Source organism: Microbacterium arabinogalactanolyticum (genome assembly GCF_030268005.1).
Classification (GTDB): Bacteria; Actinomycetota; Actinomycetes; order Actinomycetales; family Microbacteriaceae; genus Microbacterium; species Microbacterium arabinogalactanolyticum.
This window is the reverse complement of record NZ_BRZC01000003.1, coordinates 96,519-121,312: the sequence shown is the minus strand read 5'-3', so window position 1 is coordinate 121,312 and position 24,794 is coordinate 96,519. Positions and strand designations below refer to the sequence as shown.

At 69.7% G+C, this 24,794-nt stretch carries 24 protein-coding genes and 1 pseudogene; 16 read left to right on the top strand and 9 right to left on the bottom strand.

Annotation, left to right across the window (positions count from 1 at the left end):
* Positions 1 to 13 precede the first annotated feature (13 nt).
* From MIAR_RS03005 to MIAR_RS02990, 4 genes are read right to left on the bottom strand one after another with little or no spacing between them, the layout of a single operon-like run.
* Entirely contained in the window at positions 14 to 598 is a 585-nt protein-coding gene (locus tag MIAR_RS03005) for a Na+/H+ antiporter subunit E (protein ID WP_285631088.1), read from the bottom strand.
* Positions 595 to 2,148: a Na+/H+ antiporter subunit D gene (locus MIAR_RS03000; protein WP_285631086.1), complete on the bottom strand. Its 1,554-nt coding sequence runs from the start codon at positions 2,146 to 2,148 to the stop codon at positions 595 to 597. The genes MIAR_RS03005 and MIAR_RS03000 overlap by 4 nt, the downstream gene beginning before the upstream one ends.
* Complete coding sequence (locus MIAR_RS02995; RefSeq protein WP_285631084.1) at positions 2,145 to 2,702, bottom strand: Na(+)/H(+) antiporter subunit C; 558 nt, start codon at positions 2,700 to 2,702, stop codon at positions 2,145 to 2,147. The genes MIAR_RS03000 and MIAR_RS02995 overlap by 4 nt, the downstream gene beginning before the upstream one ends.
* Positions 2,702 to 5,662 (bottom strand): Na+/H+ antiporter subunit A, encoded by a 2,961-nt coding sequence (locus tag MIAR_RS02990; RefSeq protein WP_285631081.1) that lies wholly within the window; start codon positions 5,660 to 5,662, stop codon positions 2,702 to 2,704. The genes MIAR_RS02995 and MIAR_RS02990 overlap by 1 nt, the downstream gene beginning before the upstream one ends.
* A 162-nt stretch (positions 5,663 to 5,824) precedes the next feature.
* On the opposite strand from MIAR_RS02990, the gene MIAR_RS02985 reads away from it, so the two are divergent.
* Positions 5,825 to 7,459: a hypothetical protein gene (locus tag MIAR_RS02985; RefSeq protein ID WP_285631078.1), complete on the top strand. Its 1,635-nt coding sequence runs from the start codon at positions 5,825 to 5,827 to the stop codon at positions 7,457 to 7,459.
* An 8-nt stretch (positions 7,460 to 7,467) separates the two neighbouring features.
* Here MIAR_RS02985 and MIAR_RS02980 read toward each other — a convergent pair whose 3' ends face one another.
* Positions 7,468 to 8,541, bottom strand: a complete 1,074-nt coding sequence (locus tag MIAR_RS02980; RefSeq protein WP_285631075.1) for a LacI family DNA-binding transcriptional regulator — start codon at positions 8,539 to 8,541, stop codon at positions 7,468 to 7,470.
* Between the two features lie 58 nt (positions 8,542 to 8,599).
* Between MIAR_RS02980 and MIAR_RS02975 the strand changes: the two genes are divergently transcribed.
* From MIAR_RS02975 to MIAR_RS02950, 6 genes are all read left to right on the top strand, one after another.
* On the top strand, positions 8,600 to 9,823 hold the full coding sequence (locus tag MIAR_RS02975; protein ID WP_285631072.1) for an MFS transporter: 1,224 nt from the start codon (positions 8,600 to 8,602) through the stop codon (positions 9,821 to 9,823).
* 9 nt (positions 9,824 to 9,832) lie between these two features.
* Positions 9,833 to 10,528, top strand: a complete 696-nt coding sequence (nucS, locus tag MIAR_RS02970; RefSeq protein WP_285631070.1) for an endonuclease NucS — start codon at positions 9,833 to 9,835, stop codon at positions 10,526 to 10,528.
* A 90-nt stretch (positions 10,529 to 10,618) separates the two neighbouring features.
* Positions 10,619 to 11,068, top strand: coding sequence for a hypothetical protein (locus tag MIAR_RS02965; RefSeq protein ID WP_285631067.1), 450 nt, complete (start codon positions 10,619 to 10,621; stop codon positions 11,066 to 11,068).
* Positions 11,069 to 11,116: 48 nt separating this feature from the next.
* A complete protein-coding gene (locus tag MIAR_RS02960; RefSeq protein WP_285631064.1) occupies positions 11,117 to 11,785 on the top strand; it encodes an HAD hydrolase-like protein in 669 nt (222 codons plus the stop codon).
* A gap of 117 nt (positions 11,786 to 11,902) precedes the next feature.
* A complete protein-coding gene (locus MIAR_RS02955; protein WP_285631061.1) occupies positions 11,903 to 12,355 on the top strand; it encodes a hypothetical protein in 453 nt (150 codons plus the stop codon).
* A 49-nt stretch (positions 12,356 to 12,404) separates the two neighbouring features.
* The gene (locus MIAR_RS02950; protein WP_285631058.1) at positions 12,405 to 13,721 is read left to right on the top strand and encodes an acetate and sugar kinases/Hsc70/actin family protein; all 1,317 of its coding nucleotides are present in this window, start codon (positions 12,405 to 12,407) and stop codon (positions 13,719 to 13,721) included.
* A gap of 91 nt (positions 13,722 to 13,812) precedes the next feature.
* Here MIAR_RS02950 and MIAR_RS02945 read toward each other — a convergent pair whose 3' ends face one another.
* Positions 13,813 to 14,019 (bottom strand): cold-shock protein, encoded by a 207-nt coding sequence (locus tag MIAR_RS02945; RefSeq protein WP_017203899.1) that lies wholly within the window; start codon positions 14,017 to 14,019, stop codon positions 13,813 to 13,815.
* 657 nt (positions 14,020 to 14,676) lie between these two features.
* Here MIAR_RS02945 and MIAR_RS02940 point away from each other — a divergent pair.
* From MIAR_RS02940 to MIAR_RS02925, 4 genes and pseudogenes are all read left to right on the top strand, one after another.
* A complete protein-coding gene (locus MIAR_RS02940) occupies positions 14,677 to 15,639 on the top strand; it encodes a hypothetical protein (protein WP_285631037.1) in 963 nt (320 codons plus the stop codon).
* A complete protein-coding gene (locus tag MIAR_RS02935; RefSeq protein ID WP_285631035.1) occupies positions 15,636 to 17,075 on the top strand; it encodes a hypothetical protein in 1,440 nt (479 codons plus the stop codon). Before MIAR_RS02940 ends, MIAR_RS02935 begins: the two co-directional genes overlap by 4 nt.
* Positions 17,076 to 17,182: 107 nt before the next feature.
* Entirely contained in the window at positions 17,183 to 17,356 is a 174-nt protein-coding gene (locus MIAR_RS02930) for a CsbD family protein (RefSeq protein ID WP_285631031.1), read from the top strand.
* Between the two features lie 118 nt (positions 17,357 to 17,474).
* Positions 17,475 to 18,440, top strand: a pseudogene (locus MIAR_RS02925) (carboxylate-amine ligase); the annotation flags it as partial.
* A 96-nt stretch (positions 18,441 to 18,536) separates the two neighbouring features.
* Here MIAR_RS02925 and trpS read toward each other — a convergent pair.
* Positions 18,537 to 19,589 carry a tryptophan--tRNA ligase gene (trpS, locus tag MIAR_RS02920; protein WP_425561622.1) on the bottom strand — a complete coding sequence of 351 codons (1,053 nt, stop codon included), beginning with the start codon at positions 19,587 to 19,589 and terminating at the stop codon, positions 18,537 to 18,539.
* A gap of 199 nt (positions 19,590 to 19,788) precedes the next feature.
* On the opposite strand from trpS, the gene MIAR_RS02915 reads away from it, so the two are divergent.
* The 3 genes from MIAR_RS02915 to MIAR_RS02905 are packed head-to-tail and all read left to right on the top strand — an operon-like array spanning position 19,789 to position 22,002.
* The gene (locus MIAR_RS02915) at positions 19,789 to 20,727 is read left to right on the top strand and encodes an NAD-dependent epimerase/dehydratase family protein (RefSeq protein ID WP_285631029.1); all 939 of its coding nucleotides are present in this window, start codon (positions 19,789 to 19,791) and stop codon (positions 20,725 to 20,727) included.
* Positions 20,717 to 21,301, top strand: coding sequence for a TetR/AcrR family transcriptional regulator (locus MIAR_RS02910; protein WP_285631027.1), 585 nt, complete (start codon positions 20,717 to 20,719; stop codon positions 21,299 to 21,301). Before MIAR_RS02915 ends, MIAR_RS02910 begins: the two co-directional genes overlap by 11 nt.
* A gap of 11 nt (positions 21,302 to 21,312) precedes the next feature.
* Positions 21,313 to 22,002, top strand: a complete 690-nt coding sequence (locus MIAR_RS02905; RefSeq protein WP_285631023.1) for a type 1 glutamine amidotransferase domain-containing protein — start codon at positions 21,313 to 21,315, stop codon at positions 22,000 to 22,002.
* Positions 22,003 to 22,098: 96 nt separating this feature from the next.
* On the opposite strand, the gene MIAR_RS02900 is transcribed toward MIAR_RS02905, so the two are convergent.
* Positions 22,099 to 22,941, bottom strand: coding sequence for an alpha/beta fold hydrolase (locus tag MIAR_RS02900; protein WP_285631021.1), 843 nt, complete (start codon positions 22,939 to 22,941; stop codon positions 22,099 to 22,101).
* A 95-nt stretch (positions 22,942 to 23,036) separates the two neighbouring features.
* Here MIAR_RS02900 and MIAR_RS02895 point away from each other — a divergent pair, with 95 nt between their 5' ends.
* A complete protein-coding gene (locus MIAR_RS02895; protein WP_285631018.1) occupies positions 23,037 to 23,615 on the top strand; it encodes a TetR/AcrR family transcriptional regulator in 579 nt (192 codons plus the stop codon).
* On the opposite strand, the gene MIAR_RS02890 is transcribed toward MIAR_RS02895, so the two are convergent.
* Complete coding sequence (locus MIAR_RS02890; RefSeq protein WP_285631015.1) at positions 23,575 to 24,078, bottom strand: VanZ family protein; 504 nt, start codon at positions 24,076 to 24,078, stop codon at positions 23,575 to 23,577. The genes MIAR_RS02895 and MIAR_RS02890 overlap by 41 nt on opposite strands.
* A gap of 110 nt (positions 24,079 to 24,188) precedes the next feature.
* Between MIAR_RS02890 and MIAR_RS02885 the strand changes: the two genes are divergently transcribed.
* Positions 24,189 to 24,785, top strand: coding sequence for a DUF4304 domain-containing protein (locus MIAR_RS02885; RefSeq protein WP_285631012.1), 597 nt, complete (start codon positions 24,189 to 24,191; stop codon positions 24,783 to 24,785).
* Positions 24,786 to 24,794: the final 9 nt, after the last annotated feature.

Below are 24,794 nucleotides of genomic sequence, written 5' to 3'. Positions count from 1 at the left end.
AACAGGATGTCGTTCACCGGGCGCCTCCCCTCTTCTCGTCCGCCCTCAGAGCCGCGTACTGCTCGGGCGTGCCCACGGCGCGCACGATGCGGCGCTCCCAGCGCAGCACCTCGTCGCGGAACGCGTCGACATCGGCGCGGCTGCGCACACCGATCACGTGCAGGTACAGGATGCGGCGGTCGCGATCGCTCTCGACCACCAGCGACCCAGGGATGAGGGATGCCGTGACGGCGACGTGCGTGGTGACGATGTCGTCGGCGTACCGCAGCGGGATCTCGACGATCGCCGCCCCCGGCTGGCGCCGGAAGTCGAACACCTGGATCGCCACGCTCACGGCGCCCAGCACCACCGCGCCCAGGAACCGCACGATGAACACCAGCGAGTACCAGACGTTGATGCGTCCGACGAGCTCGACGGTCGGCAGGCGGAACACGCGGGTCACGAAGATCGCGACCAGGATGCCCGTGACCAGCGCCAGCGGCGTGAACTGGTGCCACAGCAGCATCCAGATCAGGATCAGCCACAGCATGAACGGCAGCTGCAGCAGGATGTCCCGCAGCAGGCCACGCTTGGTCAGATGCTTCGATTCGGGGCTCATCCGGCCTCCTCATCGATCTGCTGCAGGGTGATCGGCTGCAGCAGGCCCGCGCCGATCCGGTCGCACAGCGCGTACAGCGGGCCGGCGAACACGGTCAGGGCGATCGTGACGGCGACCATGCCGGCGGTCGCGACGGTCATGATCGCGGGGATGCGGCGGATCTCGGTCTGCACGTCGGCGGCCGGCGCATTGCCCAGGTAGCCGACACGGCCCTCGATCTCGGCGAGGTCGTCGCCCTCGCGCCAGAACGCGAGGTTCCAGGCGCGCATCAGCGCGTACAGCGTGAGCAGGGAGGTGAGGATGCCACCGAGGATCAGCACGATCATCAGAGGCGTGCCCACCTGCGCAGCCGCCTCGAACAGCGCGACCTTGCCGATGAAGCCCGAGAAGGGCGGCAGGCCGCCCAGGTTGATGGCCGGCACGAAGTAGAGCACGGCCAGCAGGGGCGCCGCCTTCATCAGGCCGCTGACCCTCAGGATCGACGTGCTGCCTGCCTTGCGCTCGATCAGGCCGACGGCCAGGAACAGCGTGGTCTGCACGACGATGTGGTGCACGATGTAGTACACCGTGGCGCCGATCGCATTCTCGGTCGCGATGGCCAGGCCGAAGATCATGTACCCGACGTGGCTGACCAGGGTGAACGACAGGATGCGCTTGAGCTCGGCCTGCGCGACGGCACCCAGCACCCCGACTACGAGCGTCGCCAGGGCCACGATCAGCAGCAGCGTGTTGATGTCGCTGCTCACGAAGAGCTGCGTCTCGGTACGGATCAGTGCGTACACGCCGACCTTGGTCAGCAGGCCGGCGAACACGGCGGTGACCGGTGCCGGCGCCGTGGGGTAGGAGTCGGGCAGCCAGAACGACACCGGAAAGATGGCGGCCTTGATGCCGAACGCGATCACCAGCATCAGGTGCAGGACGAGCTGCGTCTCCGGTGGCAGCTGTGCGATGCGCTCGGCGACCTGCGCCATGTTCACGGTGCCGACGGCGCCGTAGATCATCGCGATCGCGGCCAGGAACAGGATCGACGAGACCAGCGAGACGACGATGTAGACCGCGCCGGTGCGGATCCGCGATTCGGTGCTGCCCAGCGTGATCAGCACGTACGACGCGACCAGCAGGATCTCGAACCCGACGTACAGGTTGAACAGGTCGCCCGCGATGAACGCGTCGAAGATCCCCGCCGCCAGGATCAGGTACGTCGGGTTGAAGATCGAGATCGGCGTCTCCTCGACGCCGTCCGCGGCACCCTGACCGATCGAGAACAGCAGCACCGCGAGCAGCACGATGCTCGAGACGAGCACGAGCAGCGCGGCGAGCCGGTCCACGTACAGCACGATGCCGAAGGGCACGGGCCAGCCGCCGACCGACACCGCGAACGGGGTGTCGGCGGCATCCACCGCCACCAGCAGGACGGCGGCGATGATCGAGACCGCGGCCAGCGTGGCCGCCGTCACCAGCATCTGCAGGCGCGGGTTGCGGCCGAACACGAGCGTGACCGCGGCGCCGAGCAGCGGCAGCATCACGATGAGGGGAACGAGCGAGGTCACGAGCGGTCCCCTTCAGCGTCGTCGTCCGCGGGTCCCGCGGATCGGGGCGAAGGATCCGGCACATCCATCGGGGCGTCGTCGTCGATGGCTGCGTGATCGCGCATGTGCAGCACGGTGATCGGCGAGGTGGCGGTCCCGACGAAGTCGGTGGTCGCCTCCTCCTCGTCCGGGGAGGACTCGTCGTCGAACAGCTCCTCCTCGGCATCCGTCCGCTCGCGCAGGGCGATGTCATCGACGTCGTCCTCGACGGTGTCGGCCTGGCCGAGCTGCCAGGAGCGGTAGATGAGCGCCAGCAGGAAGGCCGAGACGGCGAAGGTGATCACGATGGCCGTGAGCGTGAGCGCCTGCGGCAGCGGGTCGCTGATCGCGCCCTCCTCGCCGAAGAACGGCGCCTTGCCCGGGACGCCCATCACGATCAGCAGCAGCAGGTTGGTGGCGTTGCCCAGCAGCAGGAAGCCGATCAGCACGCGCGTCAGGCTGCGCTCCATCATGGCGTAGACGCCGGCGGCGAACAGTACGGCCATGATGACGATCAGGGTCAGCGAGACGTCCATCAGCGCTGCACCCCCTTGCCGCCGCGCTCGGTGGCGGGCTGGAAGCGGCCGCGGCGCTCAGCCGCCTGCCGGTCGACCTCGGCGCCCAGGCTGCGCAGCACGTCGAGCACCAGGCCGATCACGACCAGGTACACGCCGATGTCGAAGACCGTCGACGACACGAACTCCAGGTGGCCGAGCACCGGCACGTCGGCGAACCAGACCGAGCTCTCCAGCGGCGCCATCCCGAAGAACATGGGCAGGAGTGCCGCGCCCACGGCCAGGATCAGCCCGAAGCCCAGCAGACGACCGGCATCCGTCGGAGCCGCGGCGCCGAGCTCCCAGCGCCCTCCCGCGATATACCGCATCACCAGGGCCATGCCGGCGACGAGTCCGCCCGCGAAGCCGCCGCCCGGGCCGTTGTGCCCGGCGAAGAGCAGGTAGATGGACACCACGATGATGGTGTGGAACAGCACCCGCACGATGACCTCGAGCAGGATCGAGCGGTCCTCCGCCTTGATCCGCTGGCCGCTGACCAGCCAGGCGCGCGGTGCATCGCGGTTCTCCGAGGTCTGGAAGCGCGGGCCGTCGGCGGTCTCGACCATCGGGCGGCGCGCGGTGCGGCGACGCGCGGTCTGCGGCAGGTCGCGGGTCGTCGAGAGCAGATCGGCTCGGTGCGTGACGAAGACCAGGGAGGCCACGCCGGTGGCGGCGAGCACGAGCACGCTGAGCTCGCCCATCGTGTCCCAGCCGCGCAGGTCGACGAGCGCCACGTTCACGACGTTCTTGCCATGCCCGAGGTCGTAGGCCAGCTGAGGGAAGTCGACCGAGATCGGGTCGAAGATGCGCGCCTGCGTGGCGACGATCGCGACCAGGGCCATGGTCACGCCGACGCCGATCGCCAGGACGGCGCGCGGGAGGCGTCCGACGGATGCGTTGTGCTCCCCCATCCGCGAGGGCAGCCGCCTCAGCACCAGCGCGAAGGTGACCATGGTGACGGTCTCGACGAGGATCTGCGTGAGCGCCAGGTCGGGAGCGCCGCTGGTCGCGAACAGCACGACCATGCCGAGGCCGGTGACCGACACCAGCACCACACCTGTGTAGCGCTTCTGCGCGCGGACAGCGATCACGCCGGCGACGGCCATGATCGGCGCGACGACGATCTGCACCGGGGTGTGCCACGCCGAGAGGGCGAGTCGCTCGGGTGCCGCGCCGATGAGGGCGGTGGCCTCCGCCGCGAGCAGCACCACGAAGATCGTGCCGACGTACAGCGGCAGCGAACCGCGCTGCGTGAGGCTCGTGGTCAGCACCGACAGGCGGTCGACACCGCGCATGGTCAGGTAGTAGACGTCGGCCGCGGTGAAGCGCAGCAGACGCGGCCAGCGGTGCCAGCCGGAGCGGATGCTGAGCACGAACGTCCCGATGCCCAGGGCGATCGCGCCCAGCGACAGGAACAGCGCCGGCTCGAATCCGTGCCAGAGCGCGAGATGACCAGGAGATGCGCCGTCACCCGCGGGATCCACGCTCCGCGCGTACCCCTGCAGCGCGACGTCGACTGCCGGGGCTCCGATGCCCGCGGCGATGCTGAGCCCGGCGAGGATGATCGGCGATGCCAGGAAGCCGACCGGGGGATCCGGCCATGCCGTCTCAGGCATATATGCGCCGGACGCATCCTTCTTACGCCAGAAGGCGCCCCACAGGAACCGGCATCCGTACGCCACGGTCAGCACCGCGCCGAGGGTGACGCCGATCAGCGCGACCCAGCCCCAGGTCGATCCGTGCTGCGCGTCCTCGAGCAGTGCGGTGAGCGTGGATTCCTTCGCGACGTACCCGATGGTCGGTGCGACGCCCATCATCGAGGCGACCGAGATGAACGCCGCGGTCGCCATCACCGGAGCCTGGCGTCCGACGCCGGAGAGCTCGGTGATGTCACGCGTGGAGAGCTGGCGGTCGATCACGCCGACGATCAGGAACAGCGCCGACTTGAACAGCGCATGCCCGATGACCAGTGCGAGTCCGGCGAGGGCCGCACCCGGCGTGCCGAACCCGATCACGACCGAGAAGAAGCCCAGCTGGCTGACCGTGCCGAACGCGAGGATGCGCTTGAGGTCGGTCTCGCGCAGGGCCTGGATGCCGCCCAGCAGCATCGTGAGGACGCCGAGCGAGATGACGATCGGGCGCCAGGGCCCTGAGAGCGCGAAGATCGGCGAGAACCGGGCGATCAGGTAGATGCCGGCCTTCACCATGGCGGCCGCGTGCAGGTAGGCGCTCACGGGTGTGGGCGCCGCCATCGCACCGGGCAGCCAGAAGTGGAACGGGAAGATCGCGGACTTCGACACGGCGCCGATCAGCAGCATCACGATCGCGGCATCCACCATCGGCCCGGTGGGCGCGAGCTCGAGCAGCTCGCGGATGCTGGCCGTGCCGGCATCCACCACCAGCAGGACGGCGCCGACGAACAGCACCAGCCCGCCCAGCGTGGTGACCAGCAGCGCCTGCAGCGCGGCACGACGGCTCGCGGCGCGACGCCGGTAGTGGCCGATGAGCAGGTACGACAGGATGCTGGTGACTTCCCAGAACATCACGAGCATGATCAGGTCGTCGGTCAGCACCAGCCCGTACATGGCGCCCGCGAAGCCGAGCAGCACGCCGGCGAACTGGCCGACCTCGACCCCGTCGTCGTGGAAGTACCACCGGCAGTACAGCAGCACGAGTGCGCCGACGCCGGTGACGATGAGGGTCAGAACCCAGCCGAGCACATCCATCCGCATGGAGAGGTGCAGACCGAGCTGCGGAATCCATTCGTAGTCCTGGAACGGGACTGTCTTCGGGTCCAGCACCTGCGGAGTGAGCGTGAGCGCGTGCACGAAGGCGGCGGCGGGAACCAGCGCGGCGATCACGAATGCCTGTGCTCCGAGCCAGCGCACCAGAACGGGGAGAAGCAGCGACCCGATCAGGAACACGGCGAGGAGCAACAGCATAAGCGGCTCCTCAAGCTCGTCGGGGCCTTCCGGCACGGGCGGGCGAATCTCCGTCCATTCTACCGGGGCGATGGGGCCGCCGGTTCCCCGGAGTCCACTGGGCACCGCACACGTGGCTGCGATCTCAGCCGTCCGACAGGCCGGCCGTGCGAGAGTGAACCCATGCGTGGGGCATGGCGCGAGGCGTCGGGGTGGGCTGCTGCGGTCGCGATGTCGACGGTGATCGTCGGGCAGGTCGCCTCCACAGCGCGCTCCGAGCTGTTGTTCCGCGACGGCGATTCGCTCATCGTCGCCCTCGTGGCGCGGTCGATCCTGGAGCACGACCGGCTCGACTGGATGTTCTCGGGCGTGCTGTTCCTGCCGGAGACCGCGGTGTACACGGTGCTGCGGACGCTGCTGCCCGCGCTGTCGGTCATGGGCGTGCTGGCCGTGAACGCCGTGGTGAACCTGCTGACCCTGTACGGCGCGATCCGCCTCGCCGCGGGCCGGCGTCGTCCCGGTCGGGCGCCCGTCGCCTGGTCGCTCGTCGCCCTGGGTGCGTTCGGGATGCTGGCGCTGACAGAGACCTCCTCCTCGAGGGATGCCCTGGAGCCGGCGTCCCTGCTACTGACCACCACCTACTACTCGGCCACCGTGATCGGCGCCGTGCTGGCGGTCGGTCTGGTGCGGCGCTGGTTCGATGCGCGTTCGTCGAGTACGTCGAGTCCGTCGAGTCCGTCCTCGCCCCTGCTCAGCGTCTTCGCCCCTGCTCAGTCACGTCACTCATCAGGGGCGAGGACGACCAGCAGGGGCGAGGATGCACGTCGGGCTCCGGGACCCGCGGCGCTCATCGCGCTGAGCGGGGTCGTGGTGGTCTCCACCGTCACCAACCCGCTGTTCCTCGCCTGGGCGACCGCTCCCCTGCTCGTCCTGCTGCTGATCGCCCTGCATCCGCGACTGCGCGGCGCGCCCGCGCTGCGTCCGCTGCTCGTCGTCGCGGTCGGCTCGGTCGTGGGGATGCTCATACGCATTCCGTTGTCGGCATGGATCGCAGACCCCGGCACCGGGTATGCGCATCCGACCGAGCTGCTGAGGTCGGCCGAGTACTACGGTTCCCTGGCAGGCGATCGTCTGATCACTCCGGCCGGCATCGGCGCCGCCGCACTGAGCCTCGCGCTGCTGCTGATCTGCCTGCTGCGCACGTTCCGACCGGGATCCCGCGGCGATGGTTCAAGGGCCGGAGGGATGCTGCTGGCCGCCTACGGCTGGTTCACCCCCCTCGCGATGGTCGTCGGCGCGATCCTGCTGGGCACGCACGCGGCCCGCTATCTCGAGCCGATCGCCTTCGCGCCGGTGCTCGGACTCGTCGCCCATCCGCGGACGATCCGGCTCCCCTCAGCGTGGAAGGTCACAGCCGCGATCGGCGCGATGCTGCTGGCAGCGGGAGCCGTGGCATCCGTCCCGCGCATCCATGCGGCCGCCACCGCCCCCGATCCGGATGTCACGTGCGTCGTCGACTGGGTTAACGCCTCGGGCCGCACGGGCGGCGGTCAGTTCTGGACGGTGCGCCTGCCCAAGCTGCTGCTGAAGGACCCTGCGCAGCTGGTGCAGGTCGACCACACCCTGCGCGGCTACAACTGGCTCGCGAACCGCACCGACTTCGCTGCCGGCGAGCTGACCTTCCTCGTCGAGGACGCCCAGACCGTGCGCTGGCAGATCGCCGGCGACCCGCAGCGGGATGCCGTGATCGGATGCGGTCGCTACCGCATCCTCGACTACGCGAGCCAGCCGCTGAGGATCGGCCCCCAGCGCTCCTGAGAGCCGGATCAGCGCGCCGGCGGCGCCGCGGTCTCCCCCTCGCGGAACGCGCAGGTGAAGTGCACGGACTCCCCCGGCTCACCGGCCAGCATCCGTGCCACCTGCTCCCCCGCCGCCCGACCCTTGGCCACTGCGGGCTGCGCGATGGTGGTGAGTCTCAGCGAGCCGAGTCCGTCGGCGTTGATGCCGTCGAACCCGACCACGGTGAGGTCGTCCGGCACCCGCAGGCCCAGTTCCTCCGCGGCGCGGATCACGCCCACCGCCAGCAGGTCGCTCTGCGCGACGATCGCGGTGGGACGATCGGCGCGCAGGGAGCCGGTGTCATCCGCCAGCAGCGTCCGGGCCGCGATCATTCCCTCATCGACCAGGCTCGCCGCGGCGGTCACACCCGCCGCATCCGGGTAGATCTCGCGGAACCCCGCCAGTCGGTCTAGGGTGACGTCGACCGTCGCCGCCGCCACGCGAGCGGGTGTGATCGGAGCCCTCTCTCGCTCCGCGTCCAGCGCGAGCGTCACGGTCGCCACGTCCGTATGCCCGAGCTGGCATACATAGTCCGCCATCTCCGCACTCGCCTCGCGGTTGTCCAGCGTGACCTGGGGGATCCCCTCCCCCGCATCGCCCTCGATCACGACCACCGGCAGCCCGCGCTGGCGCACGGTCTCCAGCGCGGATCGGGTCCGGCCCGAGCATCCGATCAGCACCACGGCGTCGACCGGTGCCTCGGTGATCGGCGGAGCCTCGTCGCCCTGGGGGTCGTCGCGCAGCAGCAGGATGCCGGCGCTGATCGCGGCGAGCGCATCGGAGAGGCCGTCCATCATCGCGGTGGTCACCGGGTCGAGGAAGGCGTGCCGCAGCTCTCCTCCGAGCACCACCGCCACGATCCCGCTGCGCCCGGTGCGCAGCGACGCGGCCCGCGGATCGGGCCCGGTGTAGCCCAGCACGGCGGCGGCGGCGAGCACCTTCTCGCGGGTGGCGTCGGCGACGTTCACCTTGCCGCTGAACACGACCGAGGCCGTCGACGTCGAGACGCCGGCCTCGCGGGCCACGTCGGCGATGGTCGCACGGCGTGCGGTGCTGCTCATCCTCCGAGGATAACGCGCCGCGTCTCGCATCATCGAATCGATTCGATACACTGGCCCGATGGACACCGCGCTCACCCGTTCGCAGTTCGTGCGCTGGCGCGCGGCGATCTTCGCGATCTTCCTCGCCAGCGGCCTCTCGATCTCGACCTGGGCCTCGCGCGTGCCCGACATCGCGGACTCCCTCGGCATCGACCGCGCCCAGATCGGCCTGCTGCTGCTCGGCATGGGCGTCTCGTCGATCGTCGGCATCTCGACGGGCCCACTGGTCATGGCGCGCACCGGAGCGCGGCTCGGGATGCTGATCACGATGCTCATGTTCGGCTCGGGCGTCTGCCTGATCGGCCTGGGAGCCGACCAGTTCGGCTCCATCCCGGTCGTCGTGCTCGGCATGGTGCTGTTCGGATTCGGCAACGGCTCGGTCGACGTGATGATGAACGTCGAGGCCACGGCCATCGAGCAGCAGATGGGCCGCACGATCCTGCCCGTGTTCCACGCCTTCTTCAGCTTCGGGACGGTGATCGGTGCGGGCGCCGGCGTTCTCGCCACCGGCCTGGGCCTCACCGTGGCGGCGCACGCCGGCATCATGAGCGCGATCATCATCACCGCCGCGATCGTCTGCTTCTTCCAGGTTCCGGTGCGCGAGGCCGCCCTCGACCCGACGCCCGACGTGAAGCCGAGCTTCGGACAGCGCGTGCACACCGCGCTCGAGGCCTGGCGGGAGCCGCGCACCTACGCCCTGGGCATCGTGATGCTCGGCATGTCCTTCGCCGAGGGCGGAGCGAACGACTGGATCGCGCTGGGCGTCGTGCAGGGACACCACCAGGAGTCGGGCATGGGCGCGCTCGCGCTGGCCGTCTTCTCGGTGGGCATGACCGTCGTGCGCCTGTTCGGCGGCCCGCTCGTGGACCGCTTCGGCCGCGTGGCGGTGCTGCGCGTGCTGGCCTGTGCCGCGGCATCCGGCATCCTGCTCTTCATCCTCGGCCCGAACCTGCCCATCGTGCTGATCGGCGCCGCGCTGTGGGGCATCGGCGCCTCCCTCGGCTTCCCGCTGGGCATGTCCGCGGCTGCCGACGACCCCGCCAAGGCCGCTGCACGGGTGAGCGCGGCGGCCACGATCGGCTACGTCGCCTTCCTCGGCGGCCCGCCGGTCCTCGGTGTGATCAGCGAGCACATCGGTCTGCTCAACACGCTGTTCATCCTCGTGGCGCTGGTCGTCATGTCCGGTCTGTTCTCGGGCGCGGCACGCCCTCTGCGCACCGGAGAGCCCGTCGCGACGAAGTAGGCTCTTCGGGTGCGTCTCGTCATCGCCCGCTGCTCCGTCGATTACACCGGGCGGCTCAACGCCCATCTGCCCCTCGCCACGCGCCTGCTGGTGCACAAAGGCGACGGCAGCCTGCTCGTGCACTCCGACGGCGGCAGCTACAAGCCGCTGAACTGGATGAGCCCGCCGTGCACCCTCGCTCCCGAGGTGCCGGGCGAGGAGGAGGCAAGCGCCGGCGTCGTCGAGGTGTGGCGCGTCACCCACAAGAAGACCGGCGACGCCCTGCGCGTGCAGATCTACGAGATCCTGCACGACTCCAACCACGACCTGGGCATCGACCCCGGCCTGCAGAAGGACGGCGTCGAGGCCGACCTGCAGCGGCTGCTGGCCGAGCAGGTCGATCTGATCAGCGAGGGCGGCACGCTCGTGCGCCGCGAGTACCCGACGGCCATCGGCCCGGTCGACCTGATGATCCGGGATGCCGGCGGTGCGGCGATCGCCGTGGAGGTCAAGCGCCGCGGCGACATCGACGGCGTGGAGCAGCTCACCCGATACCTCGAACTGCTGGGCCGCGACCCGCACCTGGCGCCCATCACCGGTGTGTTCGCCGCGCAGGAGATCAAGCCGCAGGCGCGCGTGCTCGCCGAGGACCGCGGCATCCGCTGCGTCGTGCTCGACTACGAGGACATGAAGGGCACCGCCTCCGGCGCCCCGCGCCTGTTCTGAGCGACGACGCGCAGGGATCATCCCGGCGGCGTACACGGGATCACTCCGCAGGCTGACGATCGTCGCGCGCCGCTCCGGAAGGCTGGAGGCATGAACACGCGTCCCGTCATCCGCGCCCTCGCGCTCGGTGCCATCCTGCTTCCCGCCGCCCTCCTCGCCACCGGCTGCTCGTCCGTGATCGACGTGGTGGTGCACCACCAGCAGGACCTGACCTTCGAGGACCGCGCCGCGATGAAGGAGGGGTGGAACCGCTTCGAGGAGTGGGTGCCGGCGGATGCCACGCACATCATCGGCACGGCCGGCACCGACGGCCCGCACGCGGCGATCATGTTCCGCAGCGAGGAGGACCTCGACCCGGCGGTGTGCGCCGAGGTTCCGCGACGGTCCGCCCCCGTGTACGCGCTGAAGGACGCCCCCGCCGTCTACGAGATGGACAAGGTCTTCGCCTGCGGCGACTGGTCCGTCGTCCGCACCGACGACGGCTGGCTCGGCTGGACGCCGAACGCCCCGGACGAGGCCGCCGAGTCCCCCGCATCCTGATCCGACATCCCGGCGGGTGCGGCCACGCGCCCGCCGTAGGCTGGGACCATGCCCTCCTCGCCCTACACCTGCATCCTCTGGGACGTGGACGGCACCATCGCCGACGCGTCGGCCGGCATCCTGCCGCGGCTGCGCCAGGTGTTCGCCTCGTACGGACTGCCGGAACCGGACGCCGGTGAGCTGGCGCTCTGGATCGGGCCGCCCATGTACGTGTCCTTCCAGGAGCGGGCGGGCATGGACGAGGAGCAGGCGCACGAGGCCGTGTCCCGGTACCGGGAGCTCGCCGCAGCGGACGGCTACGCCGCATCCGTCGACATCTACCCCGGCGTCCCCGAGGTCCTGCGAGCGGTGCAGGATGCCGGCGTCCCGCAGGCCACCGCCAGCACCAAGCCCGAGAACCAGGTGCGCGCGATCCTCGAGCACTACGAGCTGATCGACGCCTTCACCGCCCTCTCCGGCGCACGCCCGACGCCCGAGGGTCGCGCCGACGGCAAGTCGTTCGTGATCGGGCAGGCTCTGGAGCGGCTGCGCGCGGCCGGCGTCGACACGTCACGCCCCGTGCTGGTGGGCGACCGCCACCACGACGTCGAGGGCGGCGCCGAGCACGGCATCCCGGTGATCTTCGTCGGCTGGGGCTTCGGCGGGGAGGGTGAAGCGGATGCCGCGGCGTTCCGGGCATCCGATCCGGCGTCGCTGCGCACCCTTCTGCTGTCCTGATCCGCCCCGGAAGGCCGGTCTGTTCTGCGACGGTATCGGCTCGGCGGACAGCCTCGTGCTGTACCGTGATTATGCGCGTGCCCTGGTAATCGCGCGACGAGGAGAGAGGGAACCGCAGTGGCTGAAGCACCGACCACCCGCGAGGTGCAGCTCAGCGTCCCCACCGCCGACACCACCGTGGCCGAATGGCTCGACCTGCAGTACTCCGCTTCGGAGTCGATCCGCCGCCTGATCCGCGAATCTGTGGCCCGCGAGGGGTTCACCGACGTGGCGAACCGGCCGGTGCGTCCGCCGGCGAATCCGGTGTACGTGGCCGAGAGCTTCCCGGCCGACGTCGAGGCGCCCGCCGAGGAGCCCGCGGCGCCGAAGGCGACCGCCCGGAAGGCGGCCCCGAAGGCGACGAAGAGCCCTGCATCCGAGGCATCCGCTCCGGAGGGCGCAGCGCCGAAGCCCGCCGCCCGGAAGACCGAGACGCACGACGACGCCGAGCCCGCCACGCAGGCGCGGCGACCGGCGCGCTCGGACGACACCGACGCCACGGCGACCATCGACGATCTCCTCGGCTTGTGATCGATCACCACCACCATTCAACCGACGACTCGGAACGAAAGGCCTTCCCATGAGTTCGGACATCATCCACCTGACCGGCGGCATCGACGTCGGCAACGGCTACGTCAAGGGCATGATCCTCAACACCGACACGGGTGTTCGGGATCGCATCGACCTGCCCAGCGCGATCGTCGCCACGCCCCGTCAGTCGCCGAAGGTGCCGCTGGAGGACGCTGAGGCCTTCCAGACCATGAACGACGCCGAGGAGGACTTCTACAACCGCCTTGACGCCTCGTTCTCGTCGCCGCTCGTCTCCGACAGCGACCGCCGCATCTTCGGCCGTTCCGCGCTCAGCGTGCGCGGCTCGGTGTTCAGCGAGTTCGAGGTGCACGACGGCCACGCCAGCAAGGCCGACCAGCAGCTCAGCAAGATCCTCGTGCTCGGCGTGTACGCGGCCAAGGCGCTGCGCGACTACGTGCGCGTCAACGACAAGCTCCCCGAGCAGGAGCTGCGCGTCAAGGTGCGCACCGGCCTGGCGCTGCCGATCAGCGAGTTCGTCGCGCGCCGCTACGGCTACGCCGGCGAGTTCATCGGCGCCAAGGGCTCGGCCGTGCACCTGGTGACCATCAAGAACTTCAACACGCCCGTCAGCGTGCGCATCGAGTTCGAGGACGTCCAGGTCGTCGCAGAGGGCGCGTCCGCGCAGTACGCGATCTCCGAGAAGGGCGAGCCGCTCGCGAACGCGCTGCTCACCGACCTGCGCTCGCGCGAGCCGGAGATGCTCCCCGGCGTGACCGGCGCCGACCTCGTCGCCGCGCAGAACACCGTCGGCATCGACGTGGGCGAGGGCACCGTGAACTTCCCGGTGTTCACGAACGCCCGGTTCAACGCCGAGGCCGCGTCGACGCTCGACATGGGCTACGGCACCATCCTCGAGAACGCGCTCGACCGTCAGGACGAGGCCGACCTGCGCTTCACCAGCCGCAAGCAGCTCGCCGACTTCCTGCAGACCACGCCCTCGGTGCTGCAGCGCAACCGCCACCAGCGTGCCGTGCAGCTGGTCGAGCCCGACATCAAGCACCTCGTCGACCAGATCCGCCGTGCCTTCAGCGAGACGCTCAGCCAGTCGGGTGAGTCGACCGAGGTCGTCTACGTCTACGGCGGCGGCTCCGGCCCGATCAAGGAGGAGCTGTACCCCGAGCTGATCAAGGCGGCCGGCGACGTGCCCGTGCTGTACCTGGATGCCCGGTACTCGCGCCACCTGAACCGCGAAGGCCTGTTCCTCGCCGCCCGTGCGGCCGAGGAGGCCGCTGCGGCTGCCCAGGTCGCCGCCGACGGCGACAGCAGCCGTCGCGGAAACCGGAAGACCACCAAGGCATCCGCCTGACTCCGGTCCGGGGCTCGGACACGGGCCCCGGATACGGAAAGAACCCCGCCGCACTGCGCTGAGCAGTCCGGCGGGGTTCTTCGCATTCGCCTCAGACGGGGCGGATGTTCTCAGCCTGCAGGCCCTTGGGACCCTGCGCGACGTCGAACTCGACGCGCTGGTTCTCCTCGAGGGAGCGATAGCCGGAAGACTGGATTGCGGAGTAGTGCGCGAACACGTCAGCGCCTCCGTCGTCGGGGGAGATGAAGCCGAAGCCCTTCTCCGAGTTGAACCACTTGACCGTGCCCTGGGTGCTCATTTACTGCCGTTCTGCTTGTTGCGATGCCGACGCAGGATGCACCGACTGCCGCTAACGCTATCCCAGACGACCCACCAGGCAACAGCAGGGGACAGAAGGTGATCTAAATGTTGCATGCGGATCGGCGTGTCCGCGGCCCGAGATCAGGGCCTTCGCAGCGACCTCCGGGGGAAATTGGTTGGCCCCCACCGCGGGGGGAGCGGTGAGGGCCGAAGACGACCGGAGGGTGCGTCAGGTTTCAGCATACACAGGTTTCGGATGATTTGTCCCCCATTTGGGGGACAAATTTCCCAAACGGTGTCATCATGGATTCGACCCCCTCGCGAGGTGCGTCTGGGGACTGCATCAGACGAGAGGGCCAGAGTGCATGCGTGGATCGCCGGGTGACTGGGGAACCCGTCGCTGACTGGGGTTCAGCGAAAGGCGATCGATTTCCCACGCGCATGCTCTTTCACACTAGAGGAGGGGTGGTTCGAAGTCCACGGCTTCAAGCCCGACAGGTGTGAGAGGACTTTGAGGGGAGATCAGCAGGCTCGGAGAGGGAAAGGCTGCACAGCGAGGCGGCCGGCCCCCTCCGAGCCGCTCCACTCTCAGGGTGCATCCGGCGTCGCGCGCAGGCCCTAATCTTGCAGTCATCACCTTCCGTCGAGGAGACCGATGACGCTTCCCCGCCCGCCGCGCGCACGCACCTGGACGCGCGGCACCACGGTGCTGCTGGTCGTGTGCGCCCTGGTGGTGTCGATCGCGGTGGCAGCCGCCGTGCTGCTGCCCGGGTACGTCCGCGACGGGGCCCGACGGGATGCCGAGAGCACCCTGCGCGCCTTCCTCTCCGACGCCGCGGCGCTCGACGCCGAGTGGAAGGACACCGCGAGCCCGCTGCTGCGGGCGGTCGTGCCGGTGGGCGCTCCGCTGGTCGGCGAACGGGGAACGGCGGATGCCCTGAAGCTGTCGGCGCGCTATGAGATCGGCGAGCTGACCTTCTCGGGGCGGAGCCTGGAGCGCAGCGACACGGCGAGCGCGCTCGTGACGATCGACTACCGCTTCACCGTCCACGGGCGCAGGGGCGCCTCGTCGATCCAGCAGAAGGTGTGGCTGACACGCCCGTTCTACTACGGCACGGATGAGCCGCAGCAGGTGCGCCCGAAGATCGCCCCCACCGCGGTCGGCCCGTGGCGGGTCACCGGTCTGACCGCTCCCGGCTCGGGCGACGGGTCGGCGGCAGCGGCGGCCGGACTCACCTCCGACGCCCGCGATGCCGACGATCTCGCGTGCTATTCGGCCGACACCGCGCTCGAGCAGATCGCCGACAGCGCGCGCATCGACGGCCGGCTCGCGTCGGACTGCTTCCTCGGAGCGGCGGACGGTGCGGATGCCCTGGCCTCCGGGCTGGATGCGAACACTCTGCTCGAGGCGTTCCCCGCCATCGACAGGACGGATGCCGCCAGCATGCCGCCCGAGCTGACCCGGATCGACACGAACGCGTTCGGCGCAGCGCGGGCCCCGTTCACCGAGTTCCTCATTGCCGACCGCTATGTCCTCACCATCGCGGCGGTCACGACCGACGACGGCGGGCAGGCCGTGCGCATCGTCAGCATCCGTGAGAAGGGTGCCGGGCGATGAGCGATCCGCACGGCCCCGCGGAACCCGGCATCCCCGACGCCGAGCCCGCCGGCATCCCGCTCTCGCTCGGCTCGCACCAGTTGCCGGATGCCTTCGGCGGACTCGCGACTCCGCGACCGCAGCCCGCGGTGCGCCGTCCGCTGCGCCCGAAGCCGATCATCGTCGCGCTCACCGTGCTGGCACTGCTGCTCAGCGGCGGCTGGGCGGCATCCGAGTGGCCGGAGCTGCCCGCAGCAGGCCGCTCCGCCGACTTCGCCTCACCCGATCCGCAGGCGCCCTGGCTGCCGGACTACGTGCCCGACTCGGCGCAGTACTCGAAGGCTTGGGCGTCGATGAACGCGGCGCTGCGCGCCAAGGATCGCGACGCGTTCCTCTCCTACGCCGAGGGCGACGCCCGCGACCAGCTCGCGCTGTGGTGGGACAACACCGAGCGGATCGGGCGGGGAACGGCCTACATCGTCCCCACGACCGGCAGCGACGGAGGGGCGGGCGCGTTCCTGGGCGCCGAGCTGGCGTTCTCGTCGCGCCCGCTGCGGGGGAGCGGTGATCAGGACGCGGGCTACCGGCTGACGCAGGGCTTCACCTACGACATCACCACCAAGGGCGACGGCGACAGGATGCGCCTCACGTCGTTCACGCCCGTCACGCCGATGCCGTGGGATGAGGGCGAGCTGTACGTCGCCAGACGCGACCACGTCGTGCTGTACGGCATGGCCGACGAACAGGCCCTCGTCGACGCGACGGTCGACGAGGCCGAGCAGGGGGCGGTGCTGGCGGTCAGGACGATCACCGACCTGGGCGGCAAGGTGCCGATGGCGGGATTCGTGTCGGGCATCACCGACGATCAGGAGCGCATGGACCGCTGGCAGTACGGCGAGGACGTGCCCGAGGGGGATCCGATGATCGCCGGCTACGCCACCGCCACGAACCGGCCCGCGTTCCGGTCGGACTTCTTCGAGCCCGACATCGCCGTGGGCGACGCGACCTCCGGGGTGCTGGTGATGATGGGCCCGCTGAGCACCGAGGACCGGCTGGCGACCTTCACGCACGAATTCACACACGGACTGCACTACGCTGCCGCGCCGCTGACCTCGTACGACGCGCCGCCGGTGGCGGTGTACGAGGGCTTCGCGACGTACATCGAGCTGCGCACCGGGATCACCGACATCCGCTGGCTGCAGGAGCCGGACGTGAAGGATCTCGTCGCGTCCCAGGGCGTGGCGGCCCTGTCCGACCAGGCGCTCACCGAGGGCGAGGACGCGTGGCTGTCGTACATCGCGGCCGGCTCGTACTACGTGTTCATCGCCGAGAACGGCGGGGACCCGTGGAAGCTCGCGCTCGACGGAGCGGATGCCGTGGACAAGAACCTCATCGAGATCGAGAACGACCCGCGCTTCAGCGAGGCGAACTGGAAGGCGTGGCTGAAGCGACGCTGACGGAACGCGACCTGCTTGTCAATCCCCTTCATCCGGATCCTCGCGGATGAGAGTCTTGCCTCTCCGCAATCGGGCGGCGTACCGCCCACCACAGGAAGGGGAATCCCATGGGTGTCATGGACGATGCGAAGCACAACGCCGAGAAGCTGGTCGGCAAGGCCAAGGAGCACATCGGCGACGCGACGGACAACGAGGATCTGGAGGCCGAGGGCAAGCTCGATCAGGCCAAGGCCAGCGCCAAGAAGATCGGCGACGACGTCAAGGACGCCTTCGACAAGTAGTCGTCGGAACATCGACATACGGCGGCTCGCGAGGCGGGTCGTCTGAGAACGGGCGGGTGCACCGTCGGTCCCGGACGGGACCGCGGCGCACCCGCTCTCAGTTGTGAAGGGGGCACGGATGCCGTTCACCGGTCGCTTCGGCATCGAGGAGGAGTTCACGCTGCTCGACGCCTTCACCCTCGTGCCCGTCTCCGCCGAGGGGGTCCACGCCGTCGTGCTCGGCGACGTTCCGGGAGGAGGCCGGCTGAGCGCGGAGTTCATGACGAGCCAGGTGGAGGCGGCGACCGAACCGGTCGGATCGCTCGCGCAGGCGCGCGAGCAGCTGGTGCGGATGCGGCGGATGCTGGCGCAGCATGCGCCCGATGGCACCGTCGTCGCCGCGACGGGCGCGCCGTTCGCCCTCGCCGGGGCCGCGCGCGTCACCCCGACGCCGCACTACGACGACGTGTCGCAGCTGATCGGCCGGCTCGCTTCGGAGCACACCGTGAACGGGCTCCACGTGCACGTGGAGGTGACCGGAGACGAGGAGCGCGTCCGTGCTCTGCTGCGCCTGCGCGAGACGCTTCCGCTGCTGCTCGCCCTGAGCGCGAACTCGCCCTTCGCGTTCGGCGTGCCGGCCGGGCTGGCCAGCTGGCGGAGCACGCTGATCCGGCGGCTCCCGGTGTCGTGGGGACCGCCGATCTTCACGGATGCCGACCACTACCGCCGCACGGTCGACCGGCTCGTCGGGATCGGGCTGCTCCCCGCGCGTTCGTCCGTGTCCTGGGCCGTGCGCCTCTCGGAGCAGTACGACACCGTCGAGACCCGGGTCGCCGATGCCCAGCTGGAGGTCGAGGACACCCTGCTGCTGGCTGCGCTGACCCGGGCGATCGTCCTCGCCGACGACGTCATGCCCACCAGCTCGGCTCCCGACGACCTGGACGCCTCACTGTGGCTCGCCGCACGGCACGGGATGCAGGCGCGGTTCTGCACCGCGGACAGCGGGTCGGAGTCGGCGTGGGCGGCCGCGGAGCGGGTGCTGGCCGGCATCCGCCCCGTGCTCGACGAGCTCGGGGACGCCGAGTTCGTCGATGATCGCCTGGCCTACCTGCGGGCGGACGGCACGGGCGCCGAGCGTCAGCTGCGGGCGCACGCGAGCCGGGGGCGTCGAAGCGCTGGCAGAGCTCTTCAGTCGGCCGGATCATCCGTTGGCGTAGCCCATTCCCATGCGGTCGCGCACCTCGGCGAGCGTCGCCTCCGCGATCGCGTTCGCGCGCGCGTTGCCCTCGCGGAGCACCCGGTCGACGAGGCCAGGATCGGCGGCGAGCTCGGCACGGCGGGCTCTATGCCCGGAGAGGAATGCATTCACGGCATCCGTTGTGAACGCCTTCAGCGCGCCGCTGCCGGCATCCCCGATCCGCTCGGCGACGGCCTCCGGAGTGCTGCCGGTGCACAGTGCGGCCGTGGAGAGCAGCCCCGACACCCCCGGCCGGCCCGCCGGGTCATAGGTGATGACACGGTCGCTGTCGGTGACCGTGCGCCGCACGGCATCCGCTGTCTCGTCCTCGCTCATCGACAGCGCGATCGCGTTGCCGTAGGACTTCGACATCTTGCGTCCGTCGAGCCCGGGGATCTCCGGCGTCTCGGTGACCATCGCCTCGGGTTCGGGGAACACCTCGCCGTACCGCTCGTTGAAGCGCCGCGCGATGGTGCGGGTGATCTCCACGTGCGGCAGGTTGTCCTTGCCGACCGGCACGAGGTTGCCCTTGCAGAACAGGATGTCGGCGGCCTGGTGCACCGGGTACGTCAGCAGCAGCCCGCTCAGGGCGCGACCGGATGCCGCGTGCTCGGCCTTCACGGTGGGGTTCCGGTGCAGCTCCGCCTCGCTGACCAGGCTGAGGAACGGCAGCAGGAGCTGGTTGAGCGCCGGCACCGCGGAGTGCGTGAAGATCGTGGTGCGGTCGGGGTCGAGGCCCGCGGCCAGGTAGTCGAGCACCGCGCCCCGCACGTGGTCGGCGACGTTCGCCGCGGTGTCGCGGTCGGTGATCACCTGGTAGTCGGCCAGGATGATGAACGTCTCCACGCCCAGCACCTGCAGGCGCACCCGCTCGCGAATCGTGCCGAAATGATGGCCCAGATGCAGGCTTCCGGTGGGCCGCTCGCCCGTGAGCACGCGGAACGATCCGGGGTCGTCGGTGATCCTGCGTTCCAGTTCCGGCATCCGCTCCTGCGTCGCCGCGTATGAATCCGTCATGGTGAGTCCTTCCGAGAGAAGGGCTGCACGACGAGGGATGCCGCGAACCGGGGCGCGGGCTGCCGTGCAGCCCGCGAACATGCGTCAACCGGCTGCTACTGCAGCCACCACGAGGAACGGGTCAGGGAACGCATGTGCATCAGGATACGCCCGTCGGATCTGATACTCACACGATGTGAGCAGTGCTAACATTGCTCGCATGCAGACCATCCTGGGAGCGAACGGACAGATCGCCGTCGAGCTCGCCCGCGACCTGAACCGGCGGGGGAGCGAGCTGCGCCTCGTCAGCCGCAACCCTCGCGAAGTCAACGTCGGCGACGAACTGACCAGCGCCGACCTCCTCGACGCCGAGCAGACCGCCGCGGCCGTCAAGGGGAGCGACGTCGTCTACTTCACCGCCGGCCTTCCGGCGGACGCCGAGCTGTGGGAGCGGCAGTTCCCCACGATGCTGAGAAACGCGCTCGACGCCTCGCGCGCCGCCGGCGCGGCGTTCGCCTACTTCGACAACACGTACATGTATCCGCAGGACGACCGCGTGCAGACCGAGGACACCCCGTTCGCACCGCTCGGCCGCAAGGGCAGGGTGCGGGCGGCGATGGCCGAGATGGTGCTCGACGAGATGGCGCGGGGCGACATCCCCGTGCTGATCGCCCGGGCGCCGGAGTTCTACGGCCCCGGTCGCACGCAGAGCTTCACCAACTCGCTGGTGCTCGACCCGCTGCTGGCGGGCCGGAAGGCGCGCGTCCCGGTGCGCGACGACCGCGCGAGGACGCTCATCTGGACTCCGGACGCCAGTCGCGGACTCGCCGAGCTGGGAACGACTCCGGATGCCTTCGGCCACACCTGGCATCTTCCCGTGCATCCCGACCGGCTCACCTACCGCGAGCTCATCGTCCTGGCCGGGGAGGTCTTCGGCGTCGAGCCCGAGTACTCCGTCGTCCCGAAGTGGATGCTGAGCGCCGCCGGCGTCTTCGCGGCGGAGGCGCGCGTGATCCGGGAGCTCCTGCCGCGGTATCAGCACGACAACCTCTTCGACTCCACGAAGTTCCGCACGCGCTTCCCGGAGTTCGCGATCACGGATCATCGTGAGGGCCTCGCCGCCATCCGTGACGAGAGGCGGGCCGCCGATGGACGATGAGTCGACGCCGGAGTCCGGGCGCTCCGGCTACCACCACGGCGATCTGCGCGCGTCCCTGCTGAGCACGGCGATGGAGATGCTGGAGGCGGGGGAGAGCTTCTCGCTGCGCGCCGTCGCCCGCGAGGCCGGCGTCTCGCCCACCGCGCCTTACCGTCACTTCGCCGATCGCGAGGCGCTGGAGTCGGCACTGGCGGTACAGGGCTTCGACGACCTCCGACGGCGCCTGTCGGCCGACGGTGCGCGCGCGGCGAGCGTCGAGGAGCTCGTCGGGTTCGCCGTGACCTACGTCGCATTCGCCCTGGAGCGACCGGCCCTGTTCTCGCTGATGTTCGGCCGGGAGTGCGATGACAGCGACGACGAGCGCGTGCGCGCGGCCGGCGAGCTCCATGCGCTGCTCGCCGACTCGCTCGGTGACGTGTTCCCCGACCGTGACCCCGGCCCGCTCGCCACCGCTCTGTGGTCCCTCACGCACGGGCTCGCCTTCCTGCATCTGGACGGCAAGCTCTCCGCAGCATCCGCCGATGAAGTCGCCACCCGCGTGCGCACCTCGTTCGCCGCACTCGGATTCAATTGAAGGAGAAGGTCATGACTGCTCGCATCCTCCACGTCGTCACCAACGTCGGCCACTACGACGACCCGGCGCATCCGACCGGACTGTGGCTCTCCGAGCTCGCCCATGCGTGGGAGGTGTTCGAGAAGCAGGGCTTCCAGCAGACGATCGTCAGTCCTGCCGGGGGTGCGTCGCCGCTGGAGCCCCGGTCGCTGCGGTTCCCGAGCTACGATCGCATCGCGAAGGCCTGGCATGACGACCCTGCGCGCATGGCGCTGCTGGAGAGCACGTCGAGCCCGGATGCCGTGGATGCCGCCGACTTCGATGCGATCTACTTCACCGGCGGGCACGCCGTGATGTACGACTTCCCCGGCAGCGAGGGGCTGCAGCGGATCACGAGGGAGATCTTCGAGCGGGGCGGTGTGGTCTCGAGCGTGTGCCACGGCTACTGCGGGCTGCTGGACACCACCCTGTCGGACGGCTCCCACCTGATCGCCGGGCGGCGCATGACCGGCTTCTCCTGGCGGGAGGAGGAGCTGGCGAAGGTCGACGAGCTCGTGCCGTACAACGCCGAGGAGGCCGCTCGCGAACGAGGAGCGCTCTACGAGAAGGCGCTGATCCCGTTCGTGTCGAACGTCGTGGTCGACGGCCGGCTGGTCACGGGGCAGAACCCCGGGTCGGCGAAGGCCACGGCCCGGAAGGTCGTGGAGGTCCTGGGCGGCTGAACCTTCGGGCGAGGGCTCGGCAGGCGCGTCCGTGCTGCGAGGCGTGCGGCCCCTGCCTCCCGATTCTTCACCGGGGGCAGGGGCCATGCCCTTCCATCACTTCGCGAGGAACGCCTTCAGCGCCGCGTTGACGTCGTCCGCATGGGTCCAGAGCAGGCCGTGCGGCGCGCCCTCGATCTCGACGTAGTCGGCCGCGGGGACGGCCTCGTGGAAGCGCCGTGCCGTCGCGTCGATGGGGAGGATGTTGTCCTTCGTCCCGTGCAGGATGAGGGTCGGCTTGTCCGCGAGCCGGACAGCCTCGACGTCACCGCGGAAGTCCTCGATCCACGCCGGCACGACGGCGTATGCGGCGGCGGGTGCGCTGGTGACCGAGAGGTTCCAGTTCGCCGTCACGACCTGCTGGCTGATCCGGCTGCCGAGATTCTCGTCCAGGTTGTAGAAGTCGTTGTAGAACTGGGTGAACCACGAGTAGCGGTCGGTTCGGGCGGCCTCGACGATGCCGTCGAAGACCTCCTGCGGCACGCCTTCGGGGTTGTCGTCGCGCTCGACGAGGAACGGCTCGAGAGACGCCAGGAAGGCGAGCTTCGCGACGCGGTCGTGTCCGTAGGTGGCGACGTACCGCGCGAGCTCGCCGGTGCCCATCGAGAAGCCGACCAGGACGACGTCGCGGAGGTCGAGCGTCTCCAGCACGGTGTTGAGGTCCGCGGCGAAGGTGTCGTAGTCGTATCCGACGCTCACCTTCGACGAGTTGCCGAATCCGCGACGGTCGTAGGTGATGACGCGGTATCCCTGGGCGAGCAGCTCGCGGGTCTGCAGCTCCCAGCTGTGACCGTTCAGGGGATAGCCGTGGATGAGCACGACCGGCTGCCCTTCGCCCTGGTCCTCGTAGTAGAGCTCGATGGGCGTGGTGTTCTCGGTGCCGACGTTGATGTACCCCATGGGATCGTTCCTTTCGACCTGAGCGAGAACGATCGTTCTCGCTTCGCTGATCACCATACGAGAACGATCGTTCTCATGTCAAGTATGCTGATGTCATGACCGAGACCGATGCACGCGAGCAGATCCTCACCGCCGCGGAGGACCTCTACTACCGCAAGGGATACGCGGTCGTCGGCATGGACGAGCTGCGCACGGCCGCCGGCGTGTCACTCAGGCGGCTGTACGCCCTCTTCCCCTCGAAGATCGACGTCATCGCGGCCGTGCTGCAGCGCAGGCACGAGGAGTGGGAGGCGGCCCTGGAGGCGGCGGTGACCGCCGCCGGAGACAGCCCCCGGGATCGGCTGCTGGCCGTATACGCGCATCTCGAGAGGTGGTTCTGCGACGACGACTTCCGCGGTTGCGCCTTCATCAACGCGTTCGGAGAGCTCGGGGGCAACGATCCCGAGATCGCCCGCGTCGTGCGAGAGCACAAGGCAGCCTTTCAGGAGCGGATGGCCGTGCTGGCGGATGAAGCAGGGGTGCCACGCGAGATCGCATTCCAGCTCTCGATACTCGCCGAGGGGGCGCAGACCACAGCGGCGATCGCCGCTGCGCCCCACGCAGCACGGCACGCGCGCGCGGCAGCGGAGATCCTCATCGACGCGTCACTCGCAACGCATCCGTCCCGCGCGTGACGACGGCGCGCGTCCGGAGCCGCCGCAGGCCGAGGCCGACCAGCCGGAGCACGCCGGCGACGATCGCTCCGGCGAGCGCGCCCAGCGAGTTCCAGACGACGTCCCCCAGATCGGGCACGCGACCGGGGATGCGCGACTGCAGCGTCTCGACCGCGATCGAGAGGACGAAACCGATCATCGGCGCCAGCACCCAGAGCCGCCGGCTGAGCAGGATCGCCAGCGCAGCTCCGAGCGGGACGAACATCAGTGCGTTCAGGGTGCTCTCCACCTGCGCATAGGTCATCGGCTCGATCACCGGGTTCGCGACGAGGTGCGCGAACCGCATGAACAGACCGCGCGCCGGCCCCACGAGCGCCCTCGGTGCGAGCGTGAGCGTGAGAATCGTCGCGACCGACGCGAGCATCACGAAGACTCGGATGCCGGTGCCGGAACGGGCGGGAAGCTGCAGACTCGACGTCGTCATGACTCCACTCCATCCGATCGGATGTTGCGTGAGCGTATGCTTTCCGGCCGAGGCGGTTCATGATCCGCTCGTCGCATTCGCGCCCACGGAATCACTGAGAGGACCCCACCATGGACCGCAAGACCGTCTCGGCTCACCTTCGGAAGCAGTTCTTCCCGCTGCTGATCGCCGGCGGATTCACCCGCAGTGGCGACGTCCTGCGGCGGGAGCTGGACGGGCCGGTCGTGCACGTGGTCGAGGTGCAGCACCGGCCTCGAAGCGGCGTCTTCCAGGTGAACCTCGGCGCCCACCTCACCGCGCTCGGGGGCGTCGCGGGAGGGACGCCCGTCCCCGCCGAGCAGATGCGGGAGTACGACTGCGCATGGCGCTCCTCCGTCGTCTCGGGCTTCCGGAACAGCTCCGACTCGGAGTTCGCATACGGCTCCACCGAGGATGAGGCATCCGAATCGGTCGCCTTCCTGGTCTCGGAGTGGGAGCGTCAGTCCTCGGAGTTCTTCTCGCCGCTGTCTGGGTTCCCCGAGAGCTTCCACGAGCGCGCATCGTCCAGCCTCGACTCCGGCCTGCATCCCGCCCATCTGCTCACCTGGGCGCGGGTCGCGAACATCCTCGGCGACGCGGCCCTTCGCACGCGCATCGTCGAGGCCGCCCTGCCGACCGTTCCCGAGCGCGCGACGTCGCTGCGCGCGCAACTTCTCGAGCTGAGGTGATGCCCGAGT

Excerpts from the sequence above, each read along its gene's own strand:
- MIAR_RS02990 (WP_285631081.1), bottom strand. The coding sequence starts at position 5,662 with ATGCTGTTGCTCCTCGCCGTGTTCCTGATCGGGTCGCTGCTTCTCCCC.
- MIAR_RS02930 (WP_285631031.1), top strand. The coding sequence starts at position 17,183 with ATGGGTGTCATGGACGATGCGAAGCACAACGCCGAGAAGCTGGTCGGC.
- MIAR_RS02910 (WP_285631027.1), top strand. The coding sequence starts at position 20,717 with ATGGACGATGAGTCGACGCCGGAGTCCGGGCGCTCCGGCTACCACCAC.
- MIAR_RS02975 (WP_285631072.1), top strand. The coding sequence starts at position 8,600 with ATGGACACCGCGCTCACCCGTTCGCAGTTCGTGCGCTGGCGCGCGGCG.
- MIAR_RS02965 (WP_285631067.1), top strand. The coding sequence starts at position 10,619 with ATGAACACGCGTCCCGTCATCCGCGCCCTCGCGCTCGGTGCCATCCTG.
- MIAR_RS02940 (WP_285631037.1), top strand. The coding sequence starts at position 14,677 with ATGACGCTTCCCCGCCCGCCGCGCGCACGCACCTGGACGCGCGGCACC.
- MIAR_RS02985 (WP_285631078.1), top strand. The coding sequence starts at position 5,825 with ATGCGTGGGGCATGGCGCGAGGCGTCGGGGTGGGCTGCTGCGGTCGCG.
- MIAR_RS02885 (WP_285631012.1), top strand. The coding sequence starts at position 24,189 with ATGGACCGCAAGACCGTCTCGGCTCACCTTCGGAAGCAGTTCTTCCCG.
- MIAR_RS02945 (WP_017203899.1), bottom strand. The coding sequence starts at position 14,019 with ATGAGCACCCAGGGCACGGTCAAGTGGTTCAACTCGGAGAAGGGCTTC.
- MIAR_RS02995 (WP_285631084.1), bottom strand. The coding sequence starts at position 2,702 with ATGGACGTCTCGCTGACCCTGATCGTCATCATGGCCGTACTGTTCGCC.
- MIAR_RS02895 (WP_285631018.1), top strand. The coding sequence starts at position 23,037 with ATGACCGAGACCGATGCACGCGAGCAGATCCTCACCGCCGCGGAGGAC.
- MIAR_RS02960 (WP_285631064.1), top strand. The coding sequence starts at position 11,117 with ATGCCCTCCTCGCCCTACACCTGCATCCTCTGGGACGTGGACGGCACC.
- MIAR_RS02890 (WP_285631015.1), bottom strand. The coding sequence starts at position 24,078 with ATGACGACGTCGAGTCTGCAGCTTCCCGCCCGTTCCGGCACCGGCATC.
- MIAR_RS02980 (WP_285631075.1), bottom strand. The coding sequence starts at position 8,541 with ATGAGCAGCACCGCACGCCGTGCGACCATCGCCGACGTGGCCCGCGAG.
- MIAR_RS02935 (WP_285631035.1), top strand. The coding sequence starts at position 15,636 with ATGAGCGATCCGCACGGCCCCGCGGAACCCGGCATCCCCGACGCCGAG.
- MIAR_RS03005 (WP_285631088.1), bottom strand. The coding sequence starts at position 598 with ATGAGCCCCGAATCGAAGCATCTGACCAAGCGTGGCCTGCTGCGGGAC.
- MIAR_RS02915 (WP_285631029.1), top strand. The coding sequence starts at position 19,789 with ATGCAGACCATCCTGGGAGCGAACGGACAGATCGCCGTCGAGCTCGCC.
- MIAR_RS02950 (WP_285631058.1), top strand. The coding sequence starts at position 12,405 with ATGAGTTCGGACATCATCCACCTGACCGGCGGCATCGACGTCGGCAAC.
- MIAR_RS02900 (WP_285631021.1), bottom strand. The coding sequence starts at position 22,941 with ATGGGGTACATCAACGTCGGCACCGAGAACACCACGCCCATCGAGCTC.
- trpS (WP_425561622.1), bottom strand. The coding sequence starts at position 19,589 with ATGACGGATTCATACGCGGCGACGCAGGAGCGGATGCCGGAACTGGAA.
- MIAR_RS02905 (WP_285631023.1), top strand. The coding sequence starts at position 21,313 with ATGACTGCTCGCATCCTCCACGTCGTCACCAACGTCGGCCACTACGAC.